The organism is Nocardia sp. CWNU-33 (genome assembly GCF_046764895.1).
Taxonomy (GTDB): domain Bacteria; phylum Actinomycetota; class Actinomycetes; order Mycobacteriales; family Mycobacteriaceae; genus Nocardia.
Genome location: NZ_JBKOQN010000029.1, coordinates 1 through 26,994, shown reverse-complemented (window position 1 = coordinate 26,994; position 26,994 = coordinate 1). Strand labels below are relative to the sequence as shown.

Annotated in this window: 28 protein-coding genes; 12 read left to right on the top strand and 16 right to left on the bottom strand. The window is 66.3% G+C overall.

Annotated features, from left to right (window positions below; translation table 11 throughout):
• The first annotated feature begins 47 nt into the window (after positions 1-47).
• From ACLMAL_RS29860 to dmpG, 4 genes are read left to right on the top strand one after another with little or no spacing between them, the layout of a single operon-like run.
• Positions 48-1,718 carry an FAD-binding protein gene (locus tag ACLMAL_RS29860; protein WP_412002136.1) on the top strand — a complete coding sequence of 557 codons (1,671 nt, stop codon included), beginning with the start codon at positions 48-50 and terminating at the stop codon, positions 1,716-1,718.
• A gap of 1 nt (position 1,719) precedes the next feature.
• On the top strand, positions 1,720-2,505 hold the full coding sequence (locus ACLMAL_RS29855; RefSeq protein ID WP_328408609.1) for a 2-keto-4-pentenoate hydratase: 786 nt from the start codon (positions 1,720-1,722) through the stop codon (positions 2,503-2,505).
• A 10-nt stretch (positions 2,506-2,515) separates the two neighbouring features.
• Positions 2,516-3,427 carry an acetaldehyde dehydrogenase (acetylating) gene (locus ACLMAL_RS29850; protein WP_412002135.1) on the top strand — a complete coding sequence of 304 codons (912 nt, stop codon included), beginning with the start codon at positions 2,516-2,518 and terminating at the stop codon, positions 3,425-3,427.
• A gap of 12 nt (positions 3,428-3,439) precedes the next feature.
• Positions 3,440-4,474 (top strand): 4-hydroxy-2-oxovalerate aldolase, encoded by a 1,035-nt coding sequence (dmpG, locus tag ACLMAL_RS29845; protein WP_412002134.1) that lies wholly within the window; start codon positions 3,440-3,442, stop codon positions 4,472-4,474.
• Here the strand turns inward: dmpG and ACLMAL_RS29840 are convergent.
• Positions 4,471-4,719: a DUF433 domain-containing protein gene (locus ACLMAL_RS29840; protein WP_412002133.1), complete on the bottom strand. Its 249-nt coding sequence runs from the start codon at positions 4,717-4,719 to the stop codon at positions 4,471-4,473. The two genes, dmpG and ACLMAL_RS29840, sit on opposite strands and share 4 nt — an antisense overlap.
• A 231-nt stretch (positions 4,720-4,950) precedes the next feature.
• On the opposite strand from ACLMAL_RS29840, the gene ACLMAL_RS29835 reads away from it, so the two are divergent.
• Positions 4,951-5,478, top strand: a complete 528-nt coding sequence (locus tag ACLMAL_RS29835) for a hypothetical protein (protein WP_412002132.1) — start codon at positions 4,951-4,953, stop codon at positions 5,476-5,478.
• Between the two features lie 13 nt (positions 5,479-5,491).
• On the opposite strand, the gene hsaB is transcribed toward ACLMAL_RS29835, so the two are convergent.
• From hsaB to hsaA, 4 genes are read right to left on the bottom strand one after another with little or no spacing between them, the layout of a single operon-like run.
• The gene (gene hsaB, locus ACLMAL_RS29830) at positions 5,492-6,064 is read right to left on the bottom strand and encodes a 3-hydroxy-9,10-secoandrosta-1,3,5(10)-triene-9,17-dione monooxygenase reductase subunit (RefSeq protein ID WP_412002131.1); all 573 of its coding nucleotides are present in this window, start codon (positions 6,062-6,064) and stop codon (positions 5,492-5,494) included.
• Between the two features lie 20 nt (positions 6,065-6,084).
• Positions 6,085-6,990, bottom strand: a complete 906-nt coding sequence (gene hsaC / locus ACLMAL_RS29825) for an iron-dependent extradiol dioxygenase HsaC (protein ID WP_406235758.1) — start codon at positions 6,988-6,990, stop codon at positions 6,085-6,087.
• A complete protein-coding gene (gene hsaD, locus ACLMAL_RS29820; protein WP_412002130.1) occupies positions 6,990-7,868 on the bottom strand; it encodes a 4,5:9,10-diseco-3-hydroxy-5,9,17-trioxoandrosta-1(10),2-diene-4-oate hydrolase in 879 nt (292 codons plus the stop codon). Before hsaD ends, hsaC begins: the two co-directional genes overlap by 1 nt.
• Positions 7,869-7,893: 25 nt before the next feature.
• Positions 7,894-9,057 (bottom strand): 3-hydroxy-9,10-secoandrosta-1,3,5(10)-triene-9,17-dione monooxygenase oxygenase subunit, encoded by a 1,164-nt coding sequence (gene hsaA / locus ACLMAL_RS29815; protein ID WP_412002129.1) that lies wholly within the window; start codon positions 9,055-9,057, stop codon positions 7,894-7,896.
• Between the two features lie 198 nt (positions 9,058-9,255).
• Between hsaA and ACLMAL_RS29810 the strand changes: the two genes are divergently transcribed.
• Positions 9,256-10,467, top strand: coding sequence for a Rieske 2Fe-2S domain-containing protein (locus tag ACLMAL_RS29810; RefSeq protein ID WP_328408622.1), 1,212 nt, complete (start codon positions 9,256-9,258; stop codon positions 10,465-10,467).
• Entirely contained in the window at positions 10,467-10,796 is a 330-nt protein-coding gene (locus tag ACLMAL_RS29805) for a hypothetical protein (RefSeq protein WP_412002128.1), read from the top strand. Before ACLMAL_RS29810 ends, ACLMAL_RS29805 begins: the two co-directional genes overlap by 1 nt.
• Before the next feature lie 110 nt (positions 10,797-10,906).
• Here the strand turns inward: ACLMAL_RS29805 and ACLMAL_RS29800 are convergent, their stop codons facing one another.
• Both ACLMAL_RS29800 and ACLMAL_RS29795 read right to left on the bottom strand, forming a co-directional pair.
• On the bottom strand, positions 10,907-11,317 hold the full coding sequence (locus ACLMAL_RS29800) for a cupin domain-containing protein (RefSeq protein ID WP_412002127.1): 411 nt from the start codon (positions 11,315-11,317) through the stop codon (positions 10,907-10,909).
• Between the two features lie 18 nt (positions 11,318-11,335).
• Positions 11,336-12,394, bottom strand: coding sequence for a saccharopine dehydrogenase NADP-binding domain-containing protein (locus tag ACLMAL_RS29795; RefSeq protein WP_412002126.1), 1,059 nt, complete (start codon positions 12,392-12,394; stop codon positions 11,336-11,338).
• 96 nt (positions 12,395-12,490) lie between these two features.
• Between ACLMAL_RS29795 and ACLMAL_RS29790 the strand changes: the two genes are divergently transcribed.
• Entirely contained in the window at positions 12,491-13,414 is a 924-nt protein-coding gene (locus tag ACLMAL_RS29790; protein ID WP_412002125.1) for an AraC family transcriptional regulator, read from the top strand.
• A 58-nt stretch (positions 13,415-13,472) separates the two neighbouring features.
• On the opposite strand, the gene ACLMAL_RS29785 is transcribed toward ACLMAL_RS29790, so the two are convergent.
• The 3 genes from ACLMAL_RS29785 to ACLMAL_RS29775 form a co-directional block, all read right to left on the bottom strand.
• Positions 13,473-14,528, bottom strand: a complete 1,056-nt coding sequence (locus tag ACLMAL_RS29785; RefSeq protein WP_412002124.1) for a saccharopine dehydrogenase NADP-binding domain-containing protein — start codon at positions 14,526-14,528, stop codon at positions 13,473-13,475.
• 152 nt (positions 14,529-14,680) lie between these two features.
• The gene (locus ACLMAL_RS29780) at positions 14,681-15,433 is read right to left on the bottom strand and encodes a DUF427 domain-containing protein (protein ID WP_412002123.1); all 753 of its coding nucleotides are present in this window, start codon (positions 15,431-15,433) and stop codon (positions 14,681-14,683) included.
• A gap of 41 nt (positions 15,434-15,474) precedes the next feature.
• Positions 15,475-16,305 carry an NAD(P)H-binding protein gene (locus tag ACLMAL_RS29775; RefSeq protein WP_328408636.1) on the bottom strand — a complete coding sequence of 277 codons (831 nt, stop codon included), beginning with the start codon at positions 16,303-16,305 and terminating at the stop codon, positions 15,475-15,477.
• 194 nt (positions 16,306-16,499) lie between these two features.
• Here ACLMAL_RS29775 and ACLMAL_RS29770 point away from each other — a divergent pair, with 194 nt between their 5' ends.
• Positions 16,500-17,840, top strand: a complete 1,341-nt coding sequence (locus tag ACLMAL_RS29770) for a DUF2716 domain-containing protein (protein WP_412002122.1) — start codon at positions 16,500-16,502, stop codon at positions 17,838-17,840.
• Between the two features lie 149 nt (positions 17,841-17,989).
• On the top strand, positions 17,990-18,175 hold the full coding sequence (locus ACLMAL_RS29765) for a DUF397 domain-containing protein (RefSeq protein WP_412002121.1): 186 nt from the start codon (positions 17,990-17,992) through the stop codon (positions 18,173-18,175).
• Between the two features lie 238 nt (positions 18,176-18,413).
• On the opposite strand, the gene ACLMAL_RS29760 is transcribed toward ACLMAL_RS29765, so the two are convergent.
• The 6 genes from ACLMAL_RS29760 to ACLMAL_RS29735 form a co-directional block, all read right to left on the bottom strand.
• Positions 18,414-18,848 carry a MarR family winged helix-turn-helix transcriptional regulator gene (locus ACLMAL_RS29760; protein ID WP_412002120.1) on the bottom strand — a complete coding sequence of 145 codons (435 nt, stop codon included), beginning with the start codon at positions 18,846-18,848 and terminating at the stop codon, positions 18,414-18,416.
• A gap of 169 nt (positions 18,849-19,017) precedes the next feature.
• The gene (locus ACLMAL_RS29755) at positions 19,018-20,073 is read right to left on the bottom strand and encodes an acyl-CoA dehydrogenase family protein (RefSeq protein ID WP_412002119.1); all 1,056 of its coding nucleotides are present in this window, start codon (positions 20,071-20,073) and stop codon (positions 19,018-19,020) included.
• A complete protein-coding gene (locus tag ACLMAL_RS29750; RefSeq protein ID WP_412002118.1) occupies positions 20,070-21,101 on the bottom strand; it encodes an acyl-CoA dehydrogenase family protein in 1,032 nt (343 codons plus the stop codon). The genes ACLMAL_RS29755 and ACLMAL_RS29750 overlap by 4 nt, the downstream gene beginning before the upstream one ends.
• 55 nt (positions 21,102-21,156) lie before the next feature.
• Positions 21,157-22,299, bottom strand: coding sequence for an acyl-CoA dehydrogenase family protein (locus tag ACLMAL_RS29745; protein WP_412002117.1), 1,143 nt, complete (start codon positions 22,297-22,299; stop codon positions 21,157-21,159).
• Complete coding sequence (locus ACLMAL_RS29740; RefSeq protein WP_412002116.1) at positions 22,299-23,186, bottom strand: enoyl-CoA hydratase; 888 nt, start codon at positions 23,184-23,186, stop codon at positions 22,299-22,301. The genes ACLMAL_RS29745 and ACLMAL_RS29740 overlap by 1 nt, the downstream gene beginning before the upstream one ends.
• Positions 23,186-24,739, bottom strand: coding sequence for a FadD3 family acyl-CoA ligase (locus ACLMAL_RS29735; RefSeq protein WP_412002115.1), 1,554 nt, complete (start codon positions 24,737-24,739; stop codon positions 23,186-23,188). Before ACLMAL_RS29735 ends, ACLMAL_RS29740 begins: the two co-directional genes overlap by 1 nt.
• Positions 24,740-24,836: 97 nt before the next feature.
• Between ACLMAL_RS29735 and ACLMAL_RS29730 the strand changes: the two genes are divergently transcribed.
• A complete protein-coding gene (locus ACLMAL_RS29730) occupies positions 24,837-26,027 on the top strand; it encodes an acyl-CoA dehydrogenase family protein (protein WP_412002114.1) in 1,191 nt (396 codons plus the stop codon).
• Positions 26,024-26,833 (top strand): SDR family oxidoreductase, encoded by an 810-nt coding sequence (locus ACLMAL_RS29725; protein WP_412002113.1) that lies wholly within the window; start codon positions 26,024-26,026, stop codon positions 26,831-26,833. The genes ACLMAL_RS29730 and ACLMAL_RS29725 overlap by 4 nt, the downstream gene beginning before the upstream one ends.
• The last annotated feature ends 161 nt before the right edge of the window (positions 26,834-26,994 follow it).

Below are 26,994 nucleotides of genomic sequence, written 5' to 3'. Positions count from 1 at the left end.
CCATTAGTCGGGAAAACTTGTTTCAGTTTCAGACCGGAGTGGAGTACATGGGCCTCGAATGGGACCTGGCCGCCGACGTAGTCGTGGTCGGATACGGTGCCGCGGGTGCGGCGGCCGCGCTGGAAGCGACGGATGCGGGTGCGCAGGTACTGGTACTGGAGCGGTTCGCCGGTGGCGGTGCATCGGCGTTGTCCGGCGGCATCATCTACGCAGGCGGCGGCACATCGGTGCAGCAAGAAGCGGGTGTGCGTGATACGCCGGAGCAGATGCTCGCCTATCTCGAGCGTGAAGTCGGCACCGCTGTCACACCCGAGACGCTGCGTCGCTTCGTGGCCGAGAGCCCCGCGATGATCGAGTGGCTGAAGGGCCACGGCGTGCCGTTCGAGGCGTCGCTGTGTCCGTACAAGACCTCGTATCCGAACGACAGCTACTACCTCTACTACTCGGGCAGTGAGGTTTCCGGCTACGGCCGCGAGGTCGCGACGCCCGCGCAGCGCGGTCATCGGGTCAAGGGCAAGGGCACTTCCGGCAAGAAGCTGACCGGCCCGCTGGCCGCATCGGCCTCCCGGCGGGGTGTGCGGGTGGAAACCCTCACGCAGGCAACCCGTTTGATCGTCGATGACAACGGCACCGTGATCGGCGTCGAATGCCGGACGCTGCGCGACGCCCCCGGCCGGATCAGGGATCGCTACACCCGGATGGCGAAAATCGCCGCCAAGCCCGGCATTTACTATCCACCGCTGCGCAAAGCCATGGAACGACAGCTGGCGAAGATGGATCGCCGCTACCGCACCACTATTCGGATCCAGGCCAGGCGCGGCGTGGTACTCAGCGCGGGCGGGTTCATCGCCAATCGCGCGATGGTGCAGGAGCACGGCCCGCGGTACCGCGGTGGCCTCGCCCTCGGCACCACCGGCGACGACGGCAGCGGAATCCTGATGGCGCAGCAGGCCGGCGCGGCGACCGATCGGATGGGCAATATCTCGGCCTGGCGATTCATCTTGCCGCCCAGCGCTTTTACCGGTGCAGTGCTGGTCGACGCGGACGGCAAGCGGGTGATCGACGAAACCAGGTACGGCGCGGCAGTCGGGCACGCGCTGATCACCGAGCACGACGGCAAAGGCTGGCTGCTCGCCGATGACGACCTCATGCGCACCGCCATCTCGCAGATCGGCGGCCAATCCGCCTGGTTCCAGCGCGGACAGTTCGAGGCGATGCGGCGGACCGCGGTGCGCGGCGTGACCCTGGACGCGGTGGCGGCGAAGGCCGGTGTCGACGCGGACGGCTTGCGTGCCACCGTGGCCGCCCACAATGCCGCCATCGAGAACGGCACCCCCGACCCGGTCGGCAAGCCCGCCGAATTCACCAAAACGGTAGGGGCAGGGCCGTTCTGGATGTTGGATGTGGGTATCAAGCCGAGTGTCGTCAACCCGTGTCCGATGCTCACCCTCGGCGGCGTTGTCGTCGACGAAGGCACCGGAGCGGTGAAGTCGGCTGCCGGAATCGATATTCCCGGCCTGTACGCGGCGGGACGGACAGCGGTCGGGATCTGCTCGGACTCCTATGTCAGCGGATTGTCTCTTGCCGACTGCATCTACTCCGGCCGTCGCGCGGGAAAGTTCGCGGCAGGCAGCGAAACCAGCTCGCGGGCGGCAGCGTCCGAAGGGGTCCTTGCACGGGCCGCGATGCCCGAGCCGACAACAGTGGAAGGAAATTAGCGTGCTGTCCGACTCGGTACGAACCGAATTGGCCGATGAACTCGAAGTCGCCGAGCGCGACCGGGTGGCCATCGACCCCCTCGTCGCCAGGCATCCCGATATCGATGTCGTCGACGCCTATGAGATCCAGCTGATCAATATTCGGCGCAAGCTCGACAACGGGGCCACGGTGGTCGGCCACAAGGTCGGGCTCTCGTCGCTCGCGATGCAGCAGATGATGGGCGTCGACGAACCCGACTACGGTCATCTCCTCGCGGACATGGAGGTCTTCGAGGACGTTCCGGTCGAAGCGTCGCGCTACCTGTTCCCGCGAGTGGAGGTCGAGGTCGGCTTCGTGCTCGGTGCCGACCTGCCCGGCGAAGACTGCACCGAGGCCGATGTGCTCGCCGCGACGGTCGCCTACGCGCCGTCCATCGAACTGATCGATTCCAGGATCAAGGACTGGAAGATCGGGCTCGCCGACACCATCTCCGACAATGCGTCCTCCGCGGGCTTCGTGCTCGGCGCGGCACGGGTCGCGCCGAAAGAGCTGGATATCAAGGCCATCGACGCCGTGCTCACCCGCAACGGTGAGGTGGTCGCGGAGGGCCGCAGCGACGCGGTGCTCGGTGATCCGGTCATCGCGGTGGCGTGGCTGGCCCGCAAGGTCGCCGGTTTCGGCGTGCGTTTGAAGGCCGGCGACATCGTGCTGCCCGGTTCCTGCACCCGTGCCATCGACGCCCGCCCTGGCGATGCGTTCCACGCCGAGTTCGCCGGACTCGGTTCTGTTCGTTTGCAATTCAAGTAGGAGGCCTGCCGTGTCCGAAACGGGGACCGTCACCGCCGCGATCGTCGGATCCGGCAATATCAGCACCGATCTGCTGTACAAACTGCTGCGCTCCATCACGGTGGAACCGCGCTGGATGATCGGCATCGACCCGGAGAGCGAGGGTCTGAAGCGGGCTCGCGGGCTGGGGCTGGAAACCTCGCACGAGGGCGTCGACTGGCTGCTCGGCCAGTCCGAGCTGCCGGACCTGGTCTTCGAGGCGACCTCGGCGTACGTGCACCGCGCCGCCGCGCCGCGGTACGCCGAAGCCGGCATCCGCGCGGTCGATCTCACGCCCGCCGCCGTCGGACCCGCCGTGGTGCCGCCGGTGAACCTCGGCGCGAATATCGATGCGCCGAACGTCAATATGATCACCTGCGGTGGTCAGGCCACCATCCCGATCGTCGCGGCCGTGTCGCGTGTGGTGCCGGTCGCCTACGCCGAGATCGTCGCCTCGGTGTCGTCGGTTTCCGCCGGACCGGGCACGCGCGCCAATATCGACGAATTCACCAAGACCACCTCGCGTGGCGTGGAGACCATCGGTGGCGCCGAGCGCGGCAAGGCGATCATCATCTTGAACCCGGCCGAGCCGCCGATGATCATGCGCGACACCATTTTCTGCGCGATCCCGGAAGACGCCGATACCGAAGCCATCGCCGAATCCATCCACCGGATGGTCGCCGATATCCAGCAGTACGTGCCGGGCTACCGGCTGCTCAACGAGCCGCAGTTCGATCCGCCGTCGGTGATTTCCGGTGGTATGGCGAAGGTTTCGGTGTTCGTCGAGGTCGAGGGTGCAGGCGACTTCCTGCCACCGTACGCGGGCAATCTCGACATCATGACCGCCGCGGCCACGCAGGTCGGCGAGGTCATGGCCAAGCAGATCCTCTCGGCCCGGGTGTAAGGAGCTCCAACCATGACATATTCCGCAGAACTCGACATCCGCGTCACCGACACCTCGCTGCGCGACGGCTCGCATCACAAGCGCCATCAGTTCACCGGCGAGGACGTCCGCAATATTGTCGCGGCCCTCGACGGTGCAGGCGTTCCGGTCATCGAGGTGACCCACGGCGACGGCCTCGGTGGCTCCTCGTTCAACTACGGCTTCTCGAAAACCCCTGAGCAGGAACTGGTCAAGATCGCCGCCGAGACGGCGAAGCAGGCCAAGATCGCCGTGCTGATGCTGCCCGGTGTCGGCGTCAAGGAAGACATCAAGGTCTCCCAGGACAACGGCGCCTCGATCTGCCGCATCGCGACCCACTGCACCGAGGCCGATGTCTCGATCCAGCACTTCGGCCTCGCGCGCGAACTCGGCCTGGAAACCGTCGGCTTCTTGATGATGTCGCACACCCAGCCGCCGGAGGCGCTCGCCAAGCAGGCCCGCATCATGGCCGACGCGGGCTGCCAGTGCGTGTACGTGGTGGATTCGGCAGGAGCCCTTGTCCTGGAACAGGTTTCCGATCGCGTGGCGGCCCTCGTCGCGGAACTGGGCGATGACGCCCAGGTGGGTTTCCACGGCCACGAGAACCTGGACCTCGCGGTCGCCAACTCGGTCTACGCGGTCCGTGCGGGCGCCAAGCAGATCGACGGCAGCGCCCGCCGTTTCGGCGCGGGCGCGGGCAACACGCCCGTCGAAGCCTTCGTCGGCGTCTGCGACAAGCTCGGCCTCGAGACCGGCATCGACTTCTTCGCCATCGCCGACGCCGCCGAAGACGTCGTCCGCCCCGTCATGCCCCAGGAATGCCTACTGGATCGCCAAGCCCTCATGATGGGCTACGCGGGCGTCTACTCCAGCTTCCTCAAGCACGCCGAACGCCAAGCCGAACGCTACGGCGTCTCGGCCGCTGAAATGCTGGTCCGCGCAGGCAAACGCAAACTGGTCGGCGGCCAGGAAGACCAGCTCATCGACATCGCCCTGGAACTCCAGCGCGAACAGGCGGTTTCGGCCTAGCCGATGTCCCCGCAGTCGGGCTGCGATCGGTGCGCATCACCGTCCGCGTCCCGACTACCGGTCACCTCGAGCGCGGCGAGGATGTCGTCGCGTTCGAGATCCGGGTAGTCAGCCAGGATGTCGTCGACGCTCATCTCGGCGTCAAGCAATTCGAGCAACATAGCTACGGGATATCGCAGCCCGCGCACCACTGGCTTCCCGTGGCAGATGCCTGGATCCGTGGTGATGCGATCAGCACTCGGCATAGGTCCACGGTATCGAGTGTGTTGCAAGGTTCGGCGGAATATCCACAATCCGAAGATTCCCACTTCGCGCGGCATTTCCTCGCAGGTACCCGGCTCCTATACTGGCCAGTGCAAGCCTGGTCGGGTGTCGGCGATCGCAGTGGTCTTCGGTGGTCGGCGTTCGATGGTTACCCAATCGAGGTCGCTTTGCGGGTCGGTATAGCGGCCGAAGCCTCTCACGAGGAGGGCTGCATGACTGATCCGGTCCACACAAAGGTCTGTTTGACCTGCCGGGAGTACGCGGATCCCGCGTTGGCGGTGTTTCTCGTTCCGGAGCCGCTGGTCCGTGGCGGATGCATTCTGCATCTGTTGGAGCAGACGCCGCTCACTTCCGCGGCCCCGCATCTCGATGCCGGTTTGATGGAACTGGTCCAAACCCAGGTCGAGCCGTACAGCTCCGTGCGTGCGGAGTTCCGGGATTTCCCCGCGCGACTACCCGACTACGCGCGCACCCGCGCCATCCTGCACGACCACTTGATCACCGATCCCGCCCCGATCGGCCTGGACACCGCCGACACCGCCGACATGACGCGCCTGGCATCACTCCCGGAACTCCCGATCGGCCCCCGGCGCGTCGACGACTTCCAGGACTACGCCGTCCGCATAGCCATGCTGGCCATCTACCGTCATTTCGAAATAGACCAGCGCATTCCCCTCCTCTACCACGGCTACGCCGATCCCACGAACGGCTGGTTCGCTCTCCGCGCCGCCTCCGCCTGATCACTACATGGGGCTACAGCCAGGTGTCCAACGTCGTCGTGGTGAGGAAGTGCTCGAGGTCGTGGCGCCAGGGGGCCGGGACGGTCTTGTCCGGTTCGATGGCGCTGTACTGGCCTCGGTAGAACAACAGCGGCCTGCCGGAGGTGGTCGACTCCGACAGGGCCAGCACTCGGCCGATCACGATGTAGTGATCGCCGCCGTCGACGACGCTGTCCACCGTGCACTGGATGGTGGCCAAAGCATCGTCCAGGAGCGGAAGCTCCAGTTCTGAAGTGTGCCAACTGGTTTCGGCGAACTTGTCGGGTTCGCGGGAACCGAAGCGGGCACACAGCTGCTGCTGTTGTTCGGCGAGGACATTCACGCAGAAGCGCCCGGACTGTTCGATCGCCGCCCAGGACCGTGAGGTCTTGGTGGGGCAGAACAGCACCAGTGGCGGTTCGAGGGAGAGGGCGGCGAACGACTGGCAGGCGAACCCTATCGGGGCGTCACCATCGAAGGTGGTGATCACCGTGATGCCGGTGGCGAACTGGCCGAGTACGTTGCGGAACTGCCGTCCGTCGATGGCGGGAGAATCTTCAGTTGTCATCGTGTCGCTCGCCCCGTTCATTATTGCTGTCGCTGTCCGACCGTGAAGTCGTGACCCCACAGGCTCACCGCGGTGGATTCCCGGGCGATCCATGAATGATCGTCGACTTCGAGCCCTTCGCAACCGAATTCGACATCGAATCCGCCAGGGGTCTTCATGTAGAAGGACAGCATCTTGTCGTTGACGTGCCTGCCGAGCGTCGCGGACATTTTCACCTTCTTGCGCAGCGCCCGATCGAGGCACAGCCCGACGCTGTCGGAGCCCTCCACCTCGAGCATCAGATGTACGATGCCGCTCGGTGTCGGCATCGGCAGGAAGGCGAGCGAGTGGTGGCGCGGGTTGCAGCCGAAGAAGCGCAGCCAAGCCGGTTCGCCGTCGGCAGGCCGCCCGACCATCTGCGGTGGCAGCCGCATCGAGTCACGGAGCCGATAGCCGAGAACGTCCCGGTAGAACGTCAGCGAGGCCTGGTCGTCCTTGGTGCTCAGCACCACATGGCCGAGTCCTTGTTCGCCGGTGACGAACGTGTGCCCGTACGGGCTGACCACGCGCCGATGTTCCAGCGCCGCACCGTGGAAAGCCTCCAGCGCATTGCCGGAGGGATCCTCGAAACGGATCAGCTCGTCGACCCTGCGGTCGGCTCGTTCGGCCGCGGTGCCCTCCTTGAAGGGCACCCCGGCCGCGTCCAGCCGATCCCGAATATCCTGCAGCTCACCGGCATTGGCGGTCTCCCAGCCCGAGACCTGTAGCTGGTCCCGCTCGCCGGGCACGATGACGAGCCGAGCCGGGAAGTCGTCCATCCGCAGGTACAGCGCGTTCGGATCGCTGCCCTTGCCCTCGACCATGCCGAGTACCTTGAGGCCGTACTCGCGCCAGGCCGCCATGTCGGTGGCCTCGATGCGCAAGTACGCCAATGATCGAATGCCCATCACTTCTCCTTGACGCCGGCGAGGAAGTCGCTTGCCAACCGATTGAATTCGTCGAACTTTTCCAGCTGCGCCCAGTGGCCGCAACCACCGAATACGTGCAGCTGAACTCGTGGAATCAGTTTCGTCGCCACCAGCGCGCCGTCGAGCGGATTCACTCGATCTTCTCGACCCCAGATGAGCAGCACCGGTTGGCGCAGCTTGTAGGCGTCGCGCCAGATCATGCCCTTCTCGAAGTCGGGTCCGGAGAACGACTTTCCCATCGCCCTGGTCGCCGCCAGCGACTCCGGCGTGCTTGCCGAGGCGAAGCGCTCCTCGATCAGTTCTTCAGTGATCAGCGACTGGTCGAAGACCATGATCCGCAGGAAGGCTTCGATGTTCTCCCTGGTCGGCGCGTAGTTGAACTTCCCGAGTTGCTTCACGCCCTCGGTCGGGTCCGGCGCGAACAGGTTGACGCTCAACCCGCCGGGGCCCATCAACACCAGCTTCCCCGCGCGCTCCGGGTAGTCCAGCGCGAACCGCACCGCGGCACCGCCGCCGAGGGAATTGCCGAGCAGATGGACCCGGCCGCTGATCTCCAGGTGATCCAGCAGGTCCTTCAGTGCCGACGAACTGTGCACGAAGTACTGCGGATGGTCGAGCGGCTTGTCCGACTGCCCGAACCCCGGCTGATCCACCGCAAGCACGTGGAAGTTCTGCGCCAGCACCGGGATGTTGCGTGAGAAGTTCGACCAGGAGGAGGCGCCGGGCCCGCCGCCGTGCAGCAGCACGATCGTCGGGCCGTTGCCGACACCGGCCTCGTGGTAGTGCAGCCGAAGATCAGGGCGCACCTGCGCATAGCGCGAGGTGGATTCGAAGGTGAGTTCTACGGTCGAGGTCATCACGCCTCCGATGTCGTCGTGGTCATCACACCATGCCGTCGGTGACGGGCAGCCCGAACTCGTGGGTGCCGTACATGAGATAGGCACGCTCGGGATCGTTGGCCGCGTGCACCCGGCCTGCGTGCGCGTCCCGCCAGAAACGCTGCAGCGGAGTGCCGTTCGCGAGTGCGGTGGCGCCCGAGCTCTCGAAGAGCTTGTCGATGGAGGCGATTGCCCTTCCGGTGGCGCGGACCTGATCGCGGCGCGCCCGCACCCGCAGGTCGAACGGAATCTCCTTGCCTGCCACCAACAGCGCGTATTCATCGGCGACATTGCCCGACAGCTGCCGCCACGCGGCATCGATATCGCTGGCGGCCTCGGCGATCCGGACCTTGGCGAACGGGTCGTCTTTGGCCTTCTCACCCGCGTAGGCGGCGCGGATGCGCTTGCCCTGATGTTCGACGTGCGCCTCGTAGGCGCCGTAGGCCATGCCGACGATCGGTGTCGCGATAGTCGTGGGATGGATGGTGCCCCACGGCATCTTGTACACCGGGTCGGTGTTCTGCTCCAGGCCGGGGGAGGCGAGCTCGCTCATCTTGCGGAAGCTGAGGAACCGGTGCGACGGCACGAAAACCTCGTCCACCACAACGGTATTGGATCCGGTGCCGCGCAGGCCGACCACATTCCACACGTCATCGATGCGGTAGTCGGTGCGCGGGATCAGGAAGCTGCCGAAGTCGACCGGCTTGCCGTCCTTGATCACCGGGCCGCCGAGCACCGCCCAGGTGGCGTGGTCGGAGCCCGAGGACCAAGCCCACGCGCCCTTGACGATGTAGCCGCCGTCGACGACGGTGCCCGCGCCCATCGGAGCGTAGGACGAGGAGATGCGGACCTCGGTGTCCTCACCCCACACGTCTTCCTGGGCTTGCTGCGAATACAGCGCGAGGTGCCAATTGTGAACGCCGACAATGCCTGCCACCCAGCCGGTGGACCCACATGCGCTCGCGATCTTGCGGACCGTGTCGTAGAAGGTCACCGGGTCGGCCGCATAGCCGCCCCACTGCTTGGGCTGGAGCAGGCGGAAGAACCCGGTCTCCTGTAGCGCCTTCATTGATTCGTCGGGGATGCGCCGCAGGTCCTCGGCCTCCTGCGCGCGCTCGCGCAGCGTCGGCAATAGCGCTTCGACCCGTTCGGTCACTTCTTGCGTCATCTCGGGACCTGCTCCTGCCTGGTCGGATTGATAACCGGTACTCATTTGCCTCTGAGACTAGAACAGGTTCTTATTTATGTCGAGAACCGCCGTTCATCTCGAACAAAGTATGGACATGTGCTGGAAGTAGGCCGAATCGCTGGCGTGGAACGCGACATTTTTGTAACGTGTTCTAGTACAGAAGGAGGAGGAATCGCGATGGCAGTTACCCCACAGGGGAGCGGTGCGAAGGTTCGAGAGCTCGATGTGGGCTCCGCACCCACCCGATATGCGCGGGGATGGCATTGCCTCGGTCTGGCGAAGTCGTTCCGCGACGGCAAGCCGCACGCCGTCGAGGTGTTCGGCACCAAACTCGTGATCTGGGCCGATACCAATGACGAACTGCGGGTGCTCGATGCCTACTGCAGGCACATGGGTGGCGACCTGAGCATGGGCGAGGTCAAGGGCGACGACATCGCCTGTCCGTTCCACGACTGGCGCTGGGGCGCCAGTGGCAAGTGCACGGCGATTCCCTATGCGCGGCGGGTGCCGCCGCTGGCGCGCACCAGGAAGTGGACAACGCTGGAGCGCAACGGTCAGCTGTTCGTCTGGCACGACCACGAGGGCAGCCAGCCGCCGCCGGAAATCACCATTCCGCACATCGAGGGTCCGTACACGGACTCCGACGGCAATCCGACCGAGCAGCTCGACAGTGGATGGACCGACTGGACCTGGAACTCCCTGTTGATCGAGGGCGCGAACTGCCGCGAGATCATCGACAACGTGGTCGACATGGCCCACTTCTTCTATATCCACTTCGCCTTCCCGACGTACTTCAAGAACGTTTTCGAGGGGCACATCGCCACCCAGTTCCTGGAGACCAAGGGCCGTCCCGACATCGGCATGGCCTCCAAGTACGGCGGCGACACCCTGCTGAAGTCGGAGGCGTCGTACTTCGGGCCGTCGTACATGATCAATCCGCTGATCAATATCTACAGCGGGTACGAGGTCAAGAGTGTCCTGATCAATTGCCACTACCCGGTGTCGCAGGACTCGTTCATGCTGCAGTGGGGCATCACGCTGGAGAAGCCGCAGGGCGTCGACGGTGAGATGGCCGACAAGCTGGCGGCGAAGATGACCGAGGGCATCAGTGTCGGCTTCCTGCAGGACGTCGAGATCTGGAAGCACAAGTCCAAGGTCGAAAACCCGCTGCTGTGCGAGGAAGACGGCCCCGTCTACCAGCTGCGTCGCTGGTATGACCAGTTCTACGTCGACCTGGCCGACGTGACGGAGAAGATGACGCAGCGCTTCGAGTTCGAGGTGGACACCACCAAGGCCAACGAGGCGTGGGAGGCCGAGGTTGCGGAGAATCTGCGGCGCAAGGCGGAGGCCGACGCGGCCGAGGCGAATCAAGCGGAGGCAGGTGTCTGATGGCTGCGACCTGGGCCAAAGCACCCGACTTCGCCGACCAGCCGGCTCGGCGGGCAGCGGTGCAGGCCCAGACCGTGGTCGACAAACAGCGCTACCTGGAGGACGGCCTCACCCCGCTGCGGTGTCAGGCATGCGACAGCGAAGTCCTGGTGCGCAAGAGCAGTTCGCACCAGACCTCCGTGCAGTGGAAGGGCAATCCCGCCGCCCACTGCCCGGTCTTCGCCCAACTCGCGGCCAAGGGAAACGCACCCGGCCGCCCCGACTCCTGCCCGAACTTGGAGAAGACCATCAAGTGGGCGGTGGACGAAGGCGTCATCGAAGTTCCGTGATACCGGATCAGGCCTGAGTGGCCGTTATTCGGCGGAAGTGCGCAATCCTGCACGTTTCCGGGGATGGAACCTGCACGCATACCAGCACTAGCAGGGCTCGAACCTGCTGCTCAGTCCAAACGGAAGTCGGCGAAATCGAAGCCGGGCGAGACGATGCAGCTCACCAGTGCGTAGTCCGTGCCCGCAGGTCGCGCGGCCTGGCTGACACCGCCGGGCACCACCGCCTGCAATACCTGACCGTGCTCGACATCGGGACCGAGGATGATCTCCTCGCCACCGATGTCGAGCACCAATGGTCCGCCGCGGTGCCACAGCCACACCTCGTCCGATTGCACCGTGTGCGGTGCGGACCTCTCGCCGGGCAGCAGCAAGAAGTAGATCCCGGTCGCGCTCGCGCGCATACCCGTGTACCCCTCCGGCGTGAATTCCACAGCGCTGCGCCATGTTTCCCGATACCAGCCGCCCTCCGGGTGCGGTTCCAGATCGAGTGCGACGGCGAGCGGCGGTCGAGTGTCGGTCATGAATCGACTATGCCCGACTCACAGCTCTTCGATGCGCCAGGTGATGCCGAAGGGCGTGAGCGCGTCGAGGAAGTCGGTGGCGTCGAAGGCCTCGGCCGCGGCGAGTGCGCCCGGCTTGCTGGTGCCTTCGGCGAGCCGGATGGCGGCCTCCACGGCCATCAGCGCCGAATCGCGGTAGGTGTGGCCGCCGCTCACGATGCCGCGGACGTGGTCGCCATTGGTGCCATAGGCGTCGACGACGAGGTCGTAGCGCAGGTCCGAGCTGGGATTCTCGGGCAGCGATTCGATGATCTCCGCGGTGAAGCTGCTCAGTGTGTTGTGGACCTGCGTGGGCAGCACGCCCTCGACGTGGGAAACATTCGAGTGCCGGGGGATGGTGAGCACCGGCGGCAGTGGGAATTTCGTGACGGCGGTGGGTTCGGTGTCGCCCGGGATCGTCAGCTCCGCATGCTTGATCGTTGCGTCGGTGCGGAATTCACCGTCCGCGAAGTGCCAGCCGCCGCTGCGGAACCAGTCGAGGTTGGCGAATACCGTTTTCGCGCTGCCTTTGGAGCCGTTCCCGCCGCTCTTGCTCAGATGGCTGAGCACGATTTCGGCGGGACCTGGCACGGCACGAGAAGTCAGGTAGCCGAGCAGATCGCCGGGCAGGCTGCTATCGGTGATCCCGGAAACGACGGTGACACCGGCCGCCTCGGCGCGGGCCGCGTAGTCGTCGAACACCTGCTTCGAGAACCGTTGCTCGCCGGAGATATCGGTGTAGTGCGCTCGGGCGTCGATCGCGGCCGCGAGCACCGCCGCGCCGTGATCGATGTAGGAGTGCAGGCTGCTGATCACCGCGTCCACGCCGCTGAACGCGGCAACGAGAGCGTCGTGGTCGGTGAGCGCTGCCACCCGGATCTCCGCGGCCGGGATGTCCGCGGCTGCGGCGGCGGCACGCAGGCGATCGGCATTGCGGCCCACCAGGATCGGGGTGATGCCGCGGCGATCCAGTTCGGTGAGCAGGTGGCCGCCGGTGACGCCGGTGGCGCCGTAGACGGCGATCGTCTTGGTGGTTCCGGTGGCGTTCGTGTTTGTCATGAGCCCAACGGTATTGCTGGATTCTGGGTGAATCCATGGCTATTTTACTCAGAATCATGTCCTGAGCGCTCAACGATTAAGCGCTATGGTGAGTGGGTGGACATTCTCAGCGAGACCATCGCGGCCATCCGCACGGGCAACCCGGCCTCCGGCATGTTCGTCCGGCATGCCCCCTGGGGACGCAGCTACCCGGTGGTTCCCGGTGCGGGCTTTCATGTGGTGTTGCAGGGTTCCTGCTGGCTGGTGCCGCCGCAGGGCGAGCCGGTCGCACTCGGCGCCGGTGACGTCCTGTTCATGCCGAGGGGCGCCGACCATGATCTGGTGGATCGTCTGGACAGCCCGGTCACCGAGACGGCGCGGCCCGGCGAGCCGCGCGACATCCCCGGGGCCGGTGCGCGCACCGCATTGCTGTGCGGGGCATACGAACTCGGCAGACAACGCAGTCACCCACTACTCGACGAGCTACCCGAATTCATCCACCTCCCCGCGCGCCCGGGCCGCCACCCCTCGCTGCGCGCGACCGTCGACCTGCTCGCCGCCGAGATCGCGGAGCCGCGGCAGGGCAGTGACGCCGCGGTGCCCGCCATCCTGGAGACCCTGCTGCTGTTCATCCTGCGGGCCTGGTTCGACGAACAGGCTGCCGCTGACGAGCCTGCCTCCGGCTGGGCGGGCGCGTTCGCCGACCCCGCGGTCGCGGCCGCCCTGCGGGCTGTGCACGAGCAGCCTGCCCGGGCCTGGACCGTGCCCGACCTCAGCGATATCGCAGGCGTCTCCCGTGCCACCCTGGCTCGTCGTTTCACCGCCACCGTCGGCGAGCCGCCGCTGGCCTATGTCACTCGGTGGCGCATGCTGACCGCGGCTCGTCTCCTGCGCGACACCGACAGCTCGCTGAGCACCATCGCCCGAAAGGTCGGCTACACCTCGGAATTCGCCTTCGCCAAGGCGTTCAAGCGCGAATACGGCCGTGCCCCTGGCCGCTACCGCCGCGCCGAGGACAGGCCACCGCTCATCGCAGTCTGAACCGGTGCCCTCATTGCGGGACAGCGTATTTCGCGGCCGGATCGCCGCGCTCCACGACCTACGGTTCGATGCGCCAGGTGATACCGAACCGGGCGAGAGCATCGAGGAAGTGCCCGGCGTCGAATGCTTCGGCAGCCGCAAGGGCTCCTGGCTCGGTGGTGCCATCGGCGAGCCGGACCGCGGCCTCCACCGCCATCAGCGCCGAGTCGCGATAGGCGTCCGTGCCGCTCACCACGCCGCGCACCCTACGGCCGTCCTCGCCGAATGCGTCGACGACGAAGTCATAGCTCAGCCCCGAAGTCGGTTCGTTCGGGAGTGATTCGACGATTTCGGCAGTGAGGCCGCCGAGCTGACTGTGGAATGCGGTGTCGAGCACGCCCTCGACGTAGGAGACCTTCGAGTGGCGGGGAATGGTGAGCACCGGGGGCTGGGGGAACTTCGAGACGGTGGTGGGTTCGGTGGCGCCGGGGAAGGTCATCTCGGCGTGCCTGGCGGCCGCGCCGGTGTGGAATCCGCCGTCCTGGAAGTGCCAGCCGCCACTGCGGAACCAATCCAGGCTCGCCAGTATGGTTTTCGCGCTGCCCTTGGAGCCGTTGCCTTCGCTTGTACCGTGCAGGCTCATGGAGATCTCCACCGGACCGGTCAGGCGTCGGGAGGTCAGGTAGCCGAGCAGGTCGCCGGGGAGATTGCTATTGGTGATGCCGGGGACCACCGTCACGCCCGCCGCCTCGGCGCGCGCCGAGTAGTCGTCGAACACTCGCTCGAGGAACAGTTGCTCTCCGGACAGGTCCGTGTAGTGCGCGCCCGCGTCGATCGCCGCCGCGAGCACCGCCGCGCCGTGGTCGACATAGGACGGCAGGCTGCTTATCACCACATCGGCACCGGTGAATGCCGCAACGAGAGCGGCCTGGTCGGAGACCTCCGCGACCCGAACCTCTGCGTTCGGGAGCCCGGCGGCGGTCGCGGCGGCGTGCATGCGACCGGCATTGCGGCCCACCAGGATCGGGCTGATACCGCGACGGTTCAATTCGGTCAGGAGATGGCCGCCGGTGACTCCGGTGGCGCCGTAGACAGCGATTGTCTTGGTGGACTCGGTGGCTTTCGCGTTGGTCATGACTCGAACGATATGGCCAGTCGATGAGTAAATGAATGGCCTGATTGCTCATGATGATGTCCGAAACACTCACGCCCTGCCGCGTGCGGAGGTGTCGGGTCGAATGAGGTCCGACATCCAGTCCGGTGCGCCGCGCCGACACCTGTCGTCGGTCAGCTGAACGGCGTGTGCGGGCGGTCCTGGAGTTCGTCGTCGAGGTAGATGTCGACCTTCTCGTTGAAGAAGCAGGCGAGCCCCGCGATCTTCTGGCTTTCGGGCAGCGGCGTGCGATAGCCCCACACGAGGTCGGGGTATTCCTTGTCGCCGACGCGGATGTTCCAGTAGTCGGCGGTGCCTTTGTACGGACAGCTCGAATGGGTCTGCGAGGGGCGCAGCAAGTCCATGTGCACATCGGTCAGCGGCAGGTAATACCGTGGGGGAAGCCCGGTTTCGAAGAGGATGCGTGGCGAACGGCAGTCGGCGACGGTGACGCCATCGATCTCGACGCGCACGTGCCGCGAGCTGGCCAGGATGTCGATCCGGGAGTACGGATCGCGCGGATGGACGTAGACCGGCTCGTCCTCCTCGAACCATTCGTCCATCGAGTTCCAGTCCAGCCGGACCAGATCATCGAGTTCGGAGAATGGCGAATCGTGATAGCGCAGCGCGCCGCCCGGCGCGCTTGCGCCGTCGACCACCACGTCGTACCCCGTTGCCTCGCCCCGGCTGGGGGAGTGTTTCGTGATGCCGTTCGGTTCGAGCTTCGCGTGCAGGTCGGCGAGCGGCACGTAGTAGGTCGGGTAATGCGGGCTCTCCCAGACCAGGACCGGCCGCGCCGTATCGGCGACCAGTTGTCCGCCGAGATAGACCCGCACCCGCTTCCGGCTCGTCTCGATCTTGACGCGACCCCGCTGCTCTTCGGTCATAGTTCCCGACCGTACTCCAGAAAATCGACGAAAATCCGAAGTCAGTGCGCCGTCCAGACGCCCGTTGCGGCGGCCGCACCGGCATAGTCACGAAAGTCGCGCGGTTCGCGGCCGAGAATCTTCTGGACGCCGTGCTCCACCCGGGCATTGCGGCCGTCCATGAGTTTGGTGAACAGATAGATCGACTGTTCGACCTCGGCCGCCGACCTGCCGTGCGCGGTCAGCGTCGCGGCGTACGCATCTGGCGGCACCTCGACGAACCGGATGTCGCGCCCGCTGGCTGTGCCGATCTCGGCGACCGCGTCGGCGAAGGTCAGCAGGCGGGGGCCGGTGAGTTCATAGATCGCCCCCGAATGCCGCGGCTCGGTGAGGACGGTCGCCGCGACGTCCGCGATGTCGTCGGCATCGATGAACGCTTCGCCCACCGCGCCGACCGGCAGCGCCACCCGCCCGGCCCGCACGTCGTCGCGGAGAAACCCTTCATCGAAGTTCTGGTCGAACCAGGCCACCCGAAGGATCGTCCACTCCGCACCCGAGTCCTGTAGTCGGCGCTCGCTGTCCACCCCGACCTCGGCCCGCTGTCCGGACAACATGACCAATCGCCGGGCGCCTGCGGCAACCGCCTGCTCGGCGAAAGCGCCGATCACCTCCGGCGCCCCCGGCATCGCCACATCGGGGGAGTACACGACGAAAACGGCGCTGATCCCATCCAGCGCGGCGGCCCAGGTCGCCGGATCGGTCCAGTCGAACCGCGCCGTCCCCGTCGTGGAACCCACACGCACCGGCCGGTTTACGGCACGAAGTCGCTGCACCAGGCGTCGACCGCTCTTGCCGGTTCCGCCGAGCACCAGCGTCTGCGCTGTCTCCAACATGCTGCTCCGTTCGACCGAAGGGATCTCCGCACGCAAGGCTCCGACTCGGCGGACGCTACCTGGCCTGCTGGGACGACTCCGAGCAGGCGCGCCGAACCATCGCCGATCGCCGGCACGCACATCCCGCGTCTCGAAGCGGCTGCCGTCGGCGTCGTGGTGAAGGCAGGGGCGGGAGCGATGGGATGATAGGCAGAATGGGCTCGAGGACGGAGAGCATCGAAGATTTGTTGGGGCTGCACGACGCCCAACTACGGGGTCGGCTACCGGTGCCGCGGCCGGTCGGCAGCGTGGTCGAAGAGGACGGACCGGTTGTCCGGATCCACTACGGCACCCACGCGAGCATCGAGCATCGAGCCTTGCCGGTCGAGGGCCTCGACGCTCTGATCGCCCGCCAGCGCGATGCCTGCGATGCGCGCGGTGAGCCCGCGGAATGGAAGGTCTATGCGCACGACAATCCTGCCGACCTACCACAGCGGCTGCGGGCGGCGGGTTTCATCACGGGTAGAAAACGCGCGGTCCTGGTTGCGCCGGTAGGGCAGATCACCGCTGTCGAGCCGCTGACGGCCGGGGCAGTCGTGGCAGAGGTGTCCGACCACCGACACCTCCAGGACGTTGCCAGGTTCGTCGCCGCAGCCGGACCGCACCAGATCGCTTTCACCGAATTCCTCGCCGACGGACGGTCGTTGCGCTGGGAGGACCATGTGCTGGTCGCCACGCACGACGGACGGATACGGGCCGCCGCGTGGGCCGCTCACCTCGCGCGCACGAACTTCATGGCCATCGGCGGGATCGTGGATCCGGAGGGCGTGTTCGCCGATCACCTGTGCGGGTGGGATTGGCAACGCGCCAATTCGATCGGCGCGAACGGCGAACCCGAGGTGGGTTACGTGGTCGCCGAGGCCGACGGCGAGCTGCAATCCGCGCTGGAAGCAGCAGGCATGCGTGTCATCACCACGGTCACTGCCTATCACTGGTTTCCGGAGGAACCGCCCGTGAAGACGCGCCCCATCCGCCAACTGTTCGACGGTCCTGAATACGACGCGCTGTGGAATCGCTTCTATGCCGAGTTCGAGTTCCGCCCGAGTGTCGCGACCTCGCCGGGCATTACCGAACCGACCGCATCGGCGACCTGGCATTTGGGCGCACTCGATCTGACCGACGCCGAACACGATGGCGTCGAACAACTTCAGCGCATCATCCGCGCGGGTCTGCTCGCGTGCCATAGGCCCGGCGAGGTGCTTTATTGGCTCGACTGGCAGCACGTCGGATACCGTTTCGATCCGAGCCGGGTGGGTGGTGCAGGCCGACCGGACTGGCCCGGTTCCGCATACCCCGACGGCGATTACCACATCTACGCGACGCCCGACTTTCGGCTCGGAACCTTCGGTCACCCTTGGGAATACACGGTGTGCGTCTTCGGTGATCAGCTGCTGTCGGAGGTCGAGCACGAGCTCACCGCCCTGCTCGGCGCCCCGATTCGCCGCGGCGGCCACCCCGCCGGCGCGACATCGACATCCGGACCCCACACGCCATAGCGCCACTGCCCTGGTCTGGGGACTGGGAGCATTGACACGGCTAGCTCGGAACGAGATCAGATCCTCGTCGACCACTAGGTCCTGAACTGACGAGGGTTGTCGACAGATTGGGCTCCTGATACGAAAGGAGCCCTTGTGCCCGAACGTGTTTGGGGTGGTTCAACAGCAGCCGCAGTGGGGGAAATGATAACTGTGTGGAAGTCGCGTTTTTAGATAGAAACATGGTGGGTGTCCGTGACTCCAAGAACCCGACCGGCCCGGCACTGGTGTTCACTCCTGGCGAGTGGGACGCCTTCACCGCTGGCGTGAACGACGGCGAGTTCGACCGTCAGTAGCTGTTTCGCTCGATCAGGTTACGAGCCCGGTCCGTCCTTCGGATCGGGCTCGAACTATGTGCAGCCCTCGTGTGGGTCACTGCGCATGCATTGGATCGACCAAGCCGATCCCCAGGCGATCACGCTCGCAAACGCAACGGCCCATACGACTTTCGGTTGCCCGGTCTGCTCGCCGGTGTCCGCGTCGCGGTCGGTGCGGGACATCGTCATGTTCATCGGTATGCCATCTCGATGTCGATCAGTGCTGCGGCGCAGCCTTTTTCAGGGCGTCCAGCAGTTCGTTCAGATCTGTTTCCATTCGGGCGAGTCGGTCGGTGTCGAACTCGGACAGGCGGGTCGTGAGTGCGGTGCCGAAGGCGCGGCGCGCGTGGTGCAGCCGGTCACGACCGGCCGGGGTGAGTTCGACGACGACGGCCCGGAAATCCTCCGGGTCCTTGCGTCGGGAGGCGTAGCCGTCCGCGACGAGCCGGGCGATCAGCGCCGTTGCCGCCGGCTGTGAACATCTATCGATGCGGGCGAACTCGCTGACTCGCATAGCACCGTGTTCGTCGAGCACCGCCAGCGCTCGCAGCACGGCCCGCGGCAGATCGTCACCGCTGATCACCCCGGCCAGCCGGGTCAGCCGACCGGCGGTGACGAGTAGATTGACCACGCTGTCTTCTGCTGATGTCACCTGAGACTGCTGCACCCGAGTATTATTTCATAAGCTAACTATGCAAATCGAGGAACTGCGTGACGCAGGCTACTACCTGCGGATACGTCGCCGTTCGGACGCGAAAGCGCCTCGGGGAGTGCAATGACTCCGCCGAGGCGCTCGGTCGATGATGACGCGGAGGAGATAGCTACACCGGTTGGGGCAGGGGCCGGTGGGGCGTGCCGAACAGTTGGGCGTCGCCGTGGGCGCGCTTGAAGAACAGGTGCGCGTCGTGCTCCCAGGTGATGGCGATGCCGCCGTGCAGTTGGACTGTTTCGGCCACGATGGTGCTCAGCGCCTCGGAGCAGTGCACGCGTGCGGCCCAGACGTCCTCTGCGGCCGAGGGACTGTTCGCAGCGACGGCGGCGGTCGCCGCGTAGGAAGCGGACTTGGCGGATTCCAGCAGCACATACATGTCGGCCATGCGGTGCTTGAGTGCTTGGAAGCTGCCGATCGCGCGGCCGAACTGCACCCGGGACTTGGTGTATTCGACCGTCATGTCCAGGCACTGCTCTGCGGCCCCGACCTGCTCTGCGGCCACTGTCGCCCAAGCGATTTCGTGCAGGCGTGCCGTGACCGCCGCCGGATCGCCGGCGCCGAGCCTGCGGGCGGCAACCGCAGTGAAGACGACCTCGGCGAGCTTGCGGGTCGGGTCCATGGTCGGGAGGGCGCGTCGGGTAATGCCCTCGGTCGCGGCCTCGACCTCGAACAGGCCGGTGGGCGTCACCACGATGAAGGTGTCGGCGTGGGTGCCGTCGAGCACGTAACTGGCTGTGCCGGTGAGTGTTCCGTTGTCGGCATGCACGCCGGGCTCATCCCAGCCGCGCCGGCCCGCCCAGCACACCGCGATCGTGCGGGTGCCCTCGGCCACCTCGGGCAACAGTCTGTTGCATGCGTCGACGTCGCCGGACAGCAGCACGGCCTGCGCGCCGAGCACGGCCGAGCCGAGCATCGGGACCGCGGCCAGCGTGCGCCCCAATTCGCTGACCACCAGCAGGGATTCGACAAGGCTTGCGCCGAAGCCGCCGTACTCCTCCGGAATCGCGAGCGCCGCAACACCGATCTGCTCGCACAGCAGTCGCCACAGCGCCTCGTCGTAGCCGAGTTCGGTGTCCATGCCCGCGCGCACCGCGTCGCGGCCCGCATGCTTGGCGAGCAGCGCACGGACGGAGCTGACGAATTCGAGATGCTCGGTGCTTGTCATACCGCACCCCGCAGGCCGCGGTCGCGCACCGTCTCGTCGCGCAGTGCGCGGGCGATTCGTGAGCGATGCAAATCCGGTGAGCCCCATGCAGACCGGAGCGCGGTGACCTTGGTCAACCACAGCGACAGATCGTACTCGGCGGTGTAGCCGATGGCGCCGTGCACCTGCAGGGCAGCCCTTGCCGCCTGGTAGGCGGCATCGCCGCAGGCGACAACGGCTGCCGACACATCGCGGCTGCGAGTGGGCTCGGCCATGGTCAGCGCGGCGCGGAAGAGCAGCGGCTCGGCGAGGTCGAGGCCGATCAGCACATCGGCGAGCTTCTGTTTGACGGCCTGGAATTCGCCGATCGGCTTGCCGAACTGCTTGCGCTGCTTGGCGTATCCGGTGGCGGCGTCGAGCAGCGCTCGCCCGGCACCGAGGAGCTGAGCGGCGGCGGCAAGTGCGCCGGTGTCGAACGCGACCGCGATGGCTCCGGACACTTGTTCGCCGGTGGCGACCACGTCGTCGGATGCGACGGTGAACAGCCGCCTGGCCGGATCGACCGACCGCACCAGACCGGTCCGATGCGCGGTGGACAGCTGGTCACCGTCGGCGATCAGCACCACTTCCGCGGTGTCCGCATCGAGCGCGACTGCGTCCTGGTCGGGCGAGGCGAAAGCTACGGTTCCGAGCGCCGCACCGTCCGCGAAGCCGGGCAGCCATCGTGCGGCGAGTGCGGCATCCGGAAGAGCCTGCAGTAGCGCAGGAATCGCGGCGGCGGTCTCGACCAGAGGTCCTGGCGCCGCGGCCCTGCCGATTTCCAGGAAGGCGACGACGAGGTCGATCGGGTCGGCGCCGATTCCGCCGTTGCTTTCCTCGACCGCCAAGCCGAGCACGCCCGCGCCGGCCAGCTGGCGGATCAGCGACCGGCCGGGACGGGGATCACCGGCCGCCCAGGCACGAACCGCTGCGGGGGTGCGTCCGGCATCGAGCAGCTTGCGCACGCTCGTGCCGAAGTCGAGTTGTTCCGGGCTGAGCGCGAATCTCATCGAGCCCTCCTTTCCGTACGCGATTGCCGCGTCGTCGAAGCAGACCGATGCACACTCATCGGCTGCTCCCTCTCGGTAGTCCGAGCAGCCGCTCGGCGATGATATTGCGCTGAATCTCGTTGGTGCCCGCGTAGATCGGGCCCGACAGCGAGAACAAATAGCCGTCGGTCCACCGGCCGGCCCGCTCGGCGGCGGCGCCGAGTACCTCCAGCGCGGTTTCGTGCATGGCGATATCGAGTTCGGACCAGAACACCTTGGTGATCGAGGATTCCGCGCCGAGCTTGCCACCCTCGTTCAGCCGGGTGACCGTCCCGAAGGTGTGCAGCCGGTAGGCCTCACTGCCGATCCAGGCGTCCACCACCGCATCCCGCTGCGTGGTGTTGGTGCGGTCGCCTTCGTCGAGCCACAGATCGATCAGCCGCTGTGCGGTCGCGCTGAACCGGCCGGGGCTGCGCAGCGAAAGCCCCCGCTCGTTGCTGGAGGTGCTCATAGCCACCCGCCAGCCGTCGTTCGGTTCTCCGATGACGTCGCGATCGGGAACGAAGACGTCGTCGAGGAAGATCTCGGCGAAGCCGGGCTCGCCGTCCAGCTGGGGGATCGGGCGCACCGAGACACCGTCGGCCGTCAGCGGGAACATCATGTAGGTGAGCCCGCGGTGTCGCTCGGCCTCGGGATCGCTGCGGAACAGCCCGAATGCCCAGTCTGCGAACGATGCTCGCGAACTCCAGGTCTTCTGCCCGCTCAGTAGCCAGCCGCCCGTGGTGCGACGCGCGGTGGAGCGGATGCCCGCCAGGTCGCTGCCCGCCTCGGGCTCGGACCAGGCCTGCGCCCAGATGTCGTCGCCGCGCGCCATCCGCGGCATGATGCGGTCGAGCTGCTCGGGGGTGCCGTGCTCGAAAAGTGTCGGCGCGAGCAAGAAGATGCCATTCTGGCTGACGCGTCCCGGCGCGCCCGCGGCGTAGTACTCCTGCTCGAACAGCACCCACTCCAGCAATGAGGCGTCGCGGCCGCCGTATTCCGGTTGCCAGGAAACGACCGAAAGGCGCGCATCGGCGAGGGTGCGTTCCCATGCGCGGTGCGCCTCGAAGCCGGCCTTCGTATCCATCGAGGGCAGCGGCTGCTCAGGTTTGTTGGTGGCGAGGAATTCGCGGACTTCCCGCTGGAATTCCTGGGTCGCCGTATCCAGATCCAGATCCACTACGTCGTTCCGTTCTGCTCGGCGGTGCTCGCCGTCGCCTTCATGGATTTTGCGTTCATGCCGCCCAACGAGTCCGCGCCGACCTCGGCGTTGTGGGCGTGGGCGAAGTGGTGCAGGCCGAATACCGAGTCCATGCCCGCACGCATGCCCATGAGGTCCTCGGCCTGATTCACCGCCTTCTTGGTCAGTGCGAGCCCGAATCGCGGCATGGTCGCGATCTTTTCGGCGAGCGCCAAGGTCTCGGCCTCGAGTTCGGCACGCGGCACGACCCGGTTGACCATGCCCCACTCCTTGGCCTGGGCTGCGCCGAACCGGTCACCGGTGAACAGGAACTCCTTGGCCGCGCGCGGTCCCATCACCCACGGATGCGCGAAGTATTCGACACCCGGGATACCCATGCGGACAACGGGATCGGAAAAGAAGGCATCGTCGGAGGCGATGATCAGATCGCACACCCAGGCCAGCATCAGCCCGCCCGCGATGCAGGCGCCCTGCACCATCGCGATGGTCGGCTTCGGAATCTCGCGCCAGCGGCGGCACATGCCGAGATAGACCTCGAGCTCACGCGCGAAGCGCTGATCGCCGCCCACCTTGTCGACGTGGTCCCACCACAGCGCGGCCTTGTTCGGGTAGCGCACGTGGTGATCGCGCCCCGGTGTGCCGATGTCGTGTCCGGCGCTGAAGTGTTTCCCGTTGCCCGCCAGCACGATCACACCGACCTCGTCGTCCTCGACGGCGCGTTCGAAGGCGGCGTCGAGGGCGTAGGTCATCACCGAGTTCTGCGCGTTGCGGTAATCCGGTCGATTCAAGGTGATGATCGCGACCCGGCCGCGCCGTTCATAGGTGACGACGTCTCCTTCGTCGGGAACACCGACTTCGTCCGACATTACGACTTCTCCTCACGTAGTTGACGCTTGAGCACTTTCCCGGCGGCGCTGTAGGGCAGCTGATCGCGGAATTCGATGAGTCGCGGCACCTTGAAGTTGGCCAGCACGGTGGTTGCGTGCGCGAGCACCTGGTCTTCGGTCAGGGCGGATCCCGGCTTGCGGACCACGTAGGCCTTGCCGACCTCGCCCATCCTGGTGTCCGGCACGCCGATGACCGCGGATTCGGCGACGCCGTCCAGCCGGGCGAGTGCCTGTTCCACTTCCGCCGGGTACACGTTGAAACCGCCCGAGATGTACATGTCCTTGAGCCGGTCGGTGATCTTCAGATAGCCGCGCTCGTCGAGCGTGCCGATGTCGCCGGTGTGCAGCCAGCCGTCGGCATCGATGGTCTCGGCGGTGCTTTCCGGATCGTCCAGGTAGCCGAGCATCACGTTCGGGCCGCGCAGCAGTACTTCACCGTCGGGGCCCAGGCGCAGCTCGAAGTCGGCGATCGGCCGTCCGCAGGTGCCTGCGGTGGTCTCCGCGTCGTCGTCCGCACGGCACATGGTGCCGAACCCCGCAGCCTCGGAAAGGCCGTAGCCGGTGATGACCACATCGAAATCGAGCTCCGAACGCATCCGCTCGACCAGCACCACCGGCACGGTCGCCGCGCCGGTAACCGCGACCCGCAGCGTGCTCAGGTCGAACTTGTCGCGATCGGGGAAGTCGAGAATCGTCTGATAGATCGTCGGCGGGCCCGGCAGCACCGTGATCTGCTCGTCGCTGACCAGCCGCATGGTGGCAGGCACATCGAACACCGGCTGCGGGATGATCGCCGCGCCGGTGACCAGGCAGGCCAGGATGCCCGCCTTGTAGCCGAAGTTGTGGAAGAACGGGCTGACGACGAGATAGCGGTCGGTGCCCGCGAGGGTGGTGCACTCGGCCCAGGCTCGCACCACCGACAGCGCTTGCCGATGCGCGACCAGGGTGCCCTTGCTGCGTCCGGTGGTTCCCGAGGTGAACAGGATGTCGGAGATGTCGTCGGGGGTGACGGCGAGCGCGCGCTTTTCCGCCTCGTCGACGGTGACGGGCTCCGCGGCGGCGGGCAGCTCCGACCAGTTCAGCACGTTGTCGCCTGCGGCCGTTGTGCCCGGTTCCACCGGGATGACGACCACGGTGTCGATAGCCAATTCCGGTGCTGCCGCCCGCAGTTCGGCGAGTCGATCGCGCCCGAGGAAGGTGCCGGCGATGAACAGCGCCTTCGCCTCGACCCTGGCGAGCACATCGGCGGCTTCGTCGGCGACGTAGCGGGTGTTGAGCGGCACGAGGGCCGCGCCCGCATAGTGGGCGGCCAGCGCCGCGATCACCCAGTGATGGGTATTGGGTGCCCACATGGCGACCCGGTCGCCTGCTTGCACCCCGCGCGCGATCAGTGCTCGAGCCACCTCCTGGACCGACGTCAGCAACTGCGTCCAGTCGAGCCGGACGTCGCCGTCGCCGACGGCGGGTGCGGCACCGAACGTGCGTGCGGCGTGGTGCAGTGCCAGCGGTGTCGTTTGAGCAGGGGTTGTCACGGTTGTCCTCACCGTCGGTGCGGTCATTTGATGCCGATACTCAGTCAAAGTCATCAGGCTCTAACAAAGCAAGTGCTTGGTAGGTTATCCTACCGGCGTGGTTGCGATCCAGACCTCAGATTCCGACACTGCCGCACAGGACGCGCGGTTTTCCGCAGAAGTGCGCCAGTGGTTGGACGAAAACCTCAACGGAGAATTCCGCGAGCTGCGTGGACTAGGCGGGCCGGGCCGGGAACACGAGGCGTTCGACGAACGCCTCGCCTGGGACCGGCACCTGGCCGCGTCCGGCTGGACCTGCCTCGGCTGGCCCAAGGAATACGGCGGCCGCGAGGCGTCCGTGCGGCAGCAGGTGATCTTCCACGAGGAGTACGCCAAGGCCAATGCGCCTGCCAGGGTCTCGCACGTCGGCGAGGAACTGCTCGGGCCGACGGTCATCGCCTTCGGCACTGATGCGCAGAAGGCTCGGTTCCTGCCGGGCATTCGCAATGTCACCGAACTGTGGTGCCAGGGCTATTCGGAACCAGGCGCAGGCTCGGACCTGGCGGCCATCACCACCACCGCCCAGCTGGACGGCGACGAATGGTCGATCAACGGCCAGAAGATCTGGACCTCGCTGGCCCACGTCGCCGACTGGTGCTTCGTCATCGCACGCACCGAACGCGGCTCCACGCGTCACAAGGGCCTTTCCTACCTGCTGGTTCCCATGAAACAGCCGGGTATCGAGGTGCGCCCGATCATCCAGCTGACCGGAACCTCGGAATTCAACGAGGTCTTCTTCGACAACGCGCGCACCGCCGCGGACCTGGTGGTCGGCGCGCCCGGCGACGGCTGGCGCATCGCGATGGGCACGCTGACCTTCGAACGCGGCATCTCCACGCTCGGTCAACAGATCAGGTTCGCCCGCGAACTCGCCGATGTCGAGGCGCTCGCCCGACGCACCGGCGCGGCCGACGATCCACTGATTGCCGACCGAATCGACAAAGCTTGGGTCGGACTGCGTGTGCTGCGCGCCCACGCACTGCGCACGATGGAAGGCGCCGGCGCCGACGACGGGGGACAGGCGTCGGTCTCGAAGCTGTTGTGGGCCAACTGGCATCGCGGTCTCGGCGAACTCGCCATGGCGGTGCTCGGTCCCGCCGGCCTGGTCGCCGACGAGAACGATCTGAACGAATGGCAGCGGCTGTATCTGTTCACCCGCGCCGACACCATCTACGGAGGTTCGAACGAAGTGCAGCGCAACATCATCTCCGAGCGCGTGCTCGGTCTGCCACGGGAGGCGCGTCCATGAGCGACAACATCGCACGGCCGCTGTCTGTGGCACCCGAGCCCATCCCCGGCCACGGTCTGTTGACCGGCCGGACCGCCGTCGTCACCGCCGCAGCAGGCACCGGAATCGGTTCGGCCACGGCACGCAGGCTGCTCTCGGAGGGTGCCGATGTCGTCGTGTCCGATTGGCACGAGCGGCGCCTTGCCGAGACCGAGGTCGAGCTGAAGGCCGAGTTCCCGGATCGCCGGGTGGCGTCGATCGCCTGCGACGTGCAGAGCACCGAGCAGGTCAACGAGTTGGTGCGCGGCGCGGCAACCGCATTCGGCCGCATCGACATCATGGTCAACAACGCGGGCCTCGGCGGCGAGACCCCGGTGGTCGATATGACCGACGAACAGTGGGACCGCGTCCTCGACATCACCCTCAACGGCACCTTCCGCTGCACCCGCGCGGCGCTCGGCTACTTCCGCGATGCGGGCCACGGCGGTGTGATCGTCAACAACGCAAGCGTTCTCGGCTGGCGTGCCCAATACGGCCAGGCGCACTACGCCGCCGCCAAGGCGGGCGTGATGGCGCTGACCCGATGCAGCGCGATCGAGGCTGCCGAACTCGGTGTCCGGATCAACGCGGTGGCTCCGAGCATCGCGAGGCACGCTTTCCTGGACAAGGTCAGTTCGACCGAATTACTCGACCGCCTCTCCGAAGGTGAAGCGTTCGGCCGAGCCGCCGAGCCGTGGGAAGTCGCTGCGACCATCGCGATGCTGGCAAGCGACTACACCTCCTACCTGACCGGTGAAGTCGTCTCGGTCAGTAGTCAGCGCGGTTGAGCTGTGTTTTTTGGCAGCGCCTGCGGCGCTGCGGGTTCGCGGCCCCCTTGGTCTCGCTTCCGAGCCGTCGAGACTCGCGACTTCGTCGCATGCGCTTCGACGGCTCGGAAGCGAGACGGGCCGCGAACTTTAGTGCTCGGTCTCGCTGCGCTCGGAAGGTG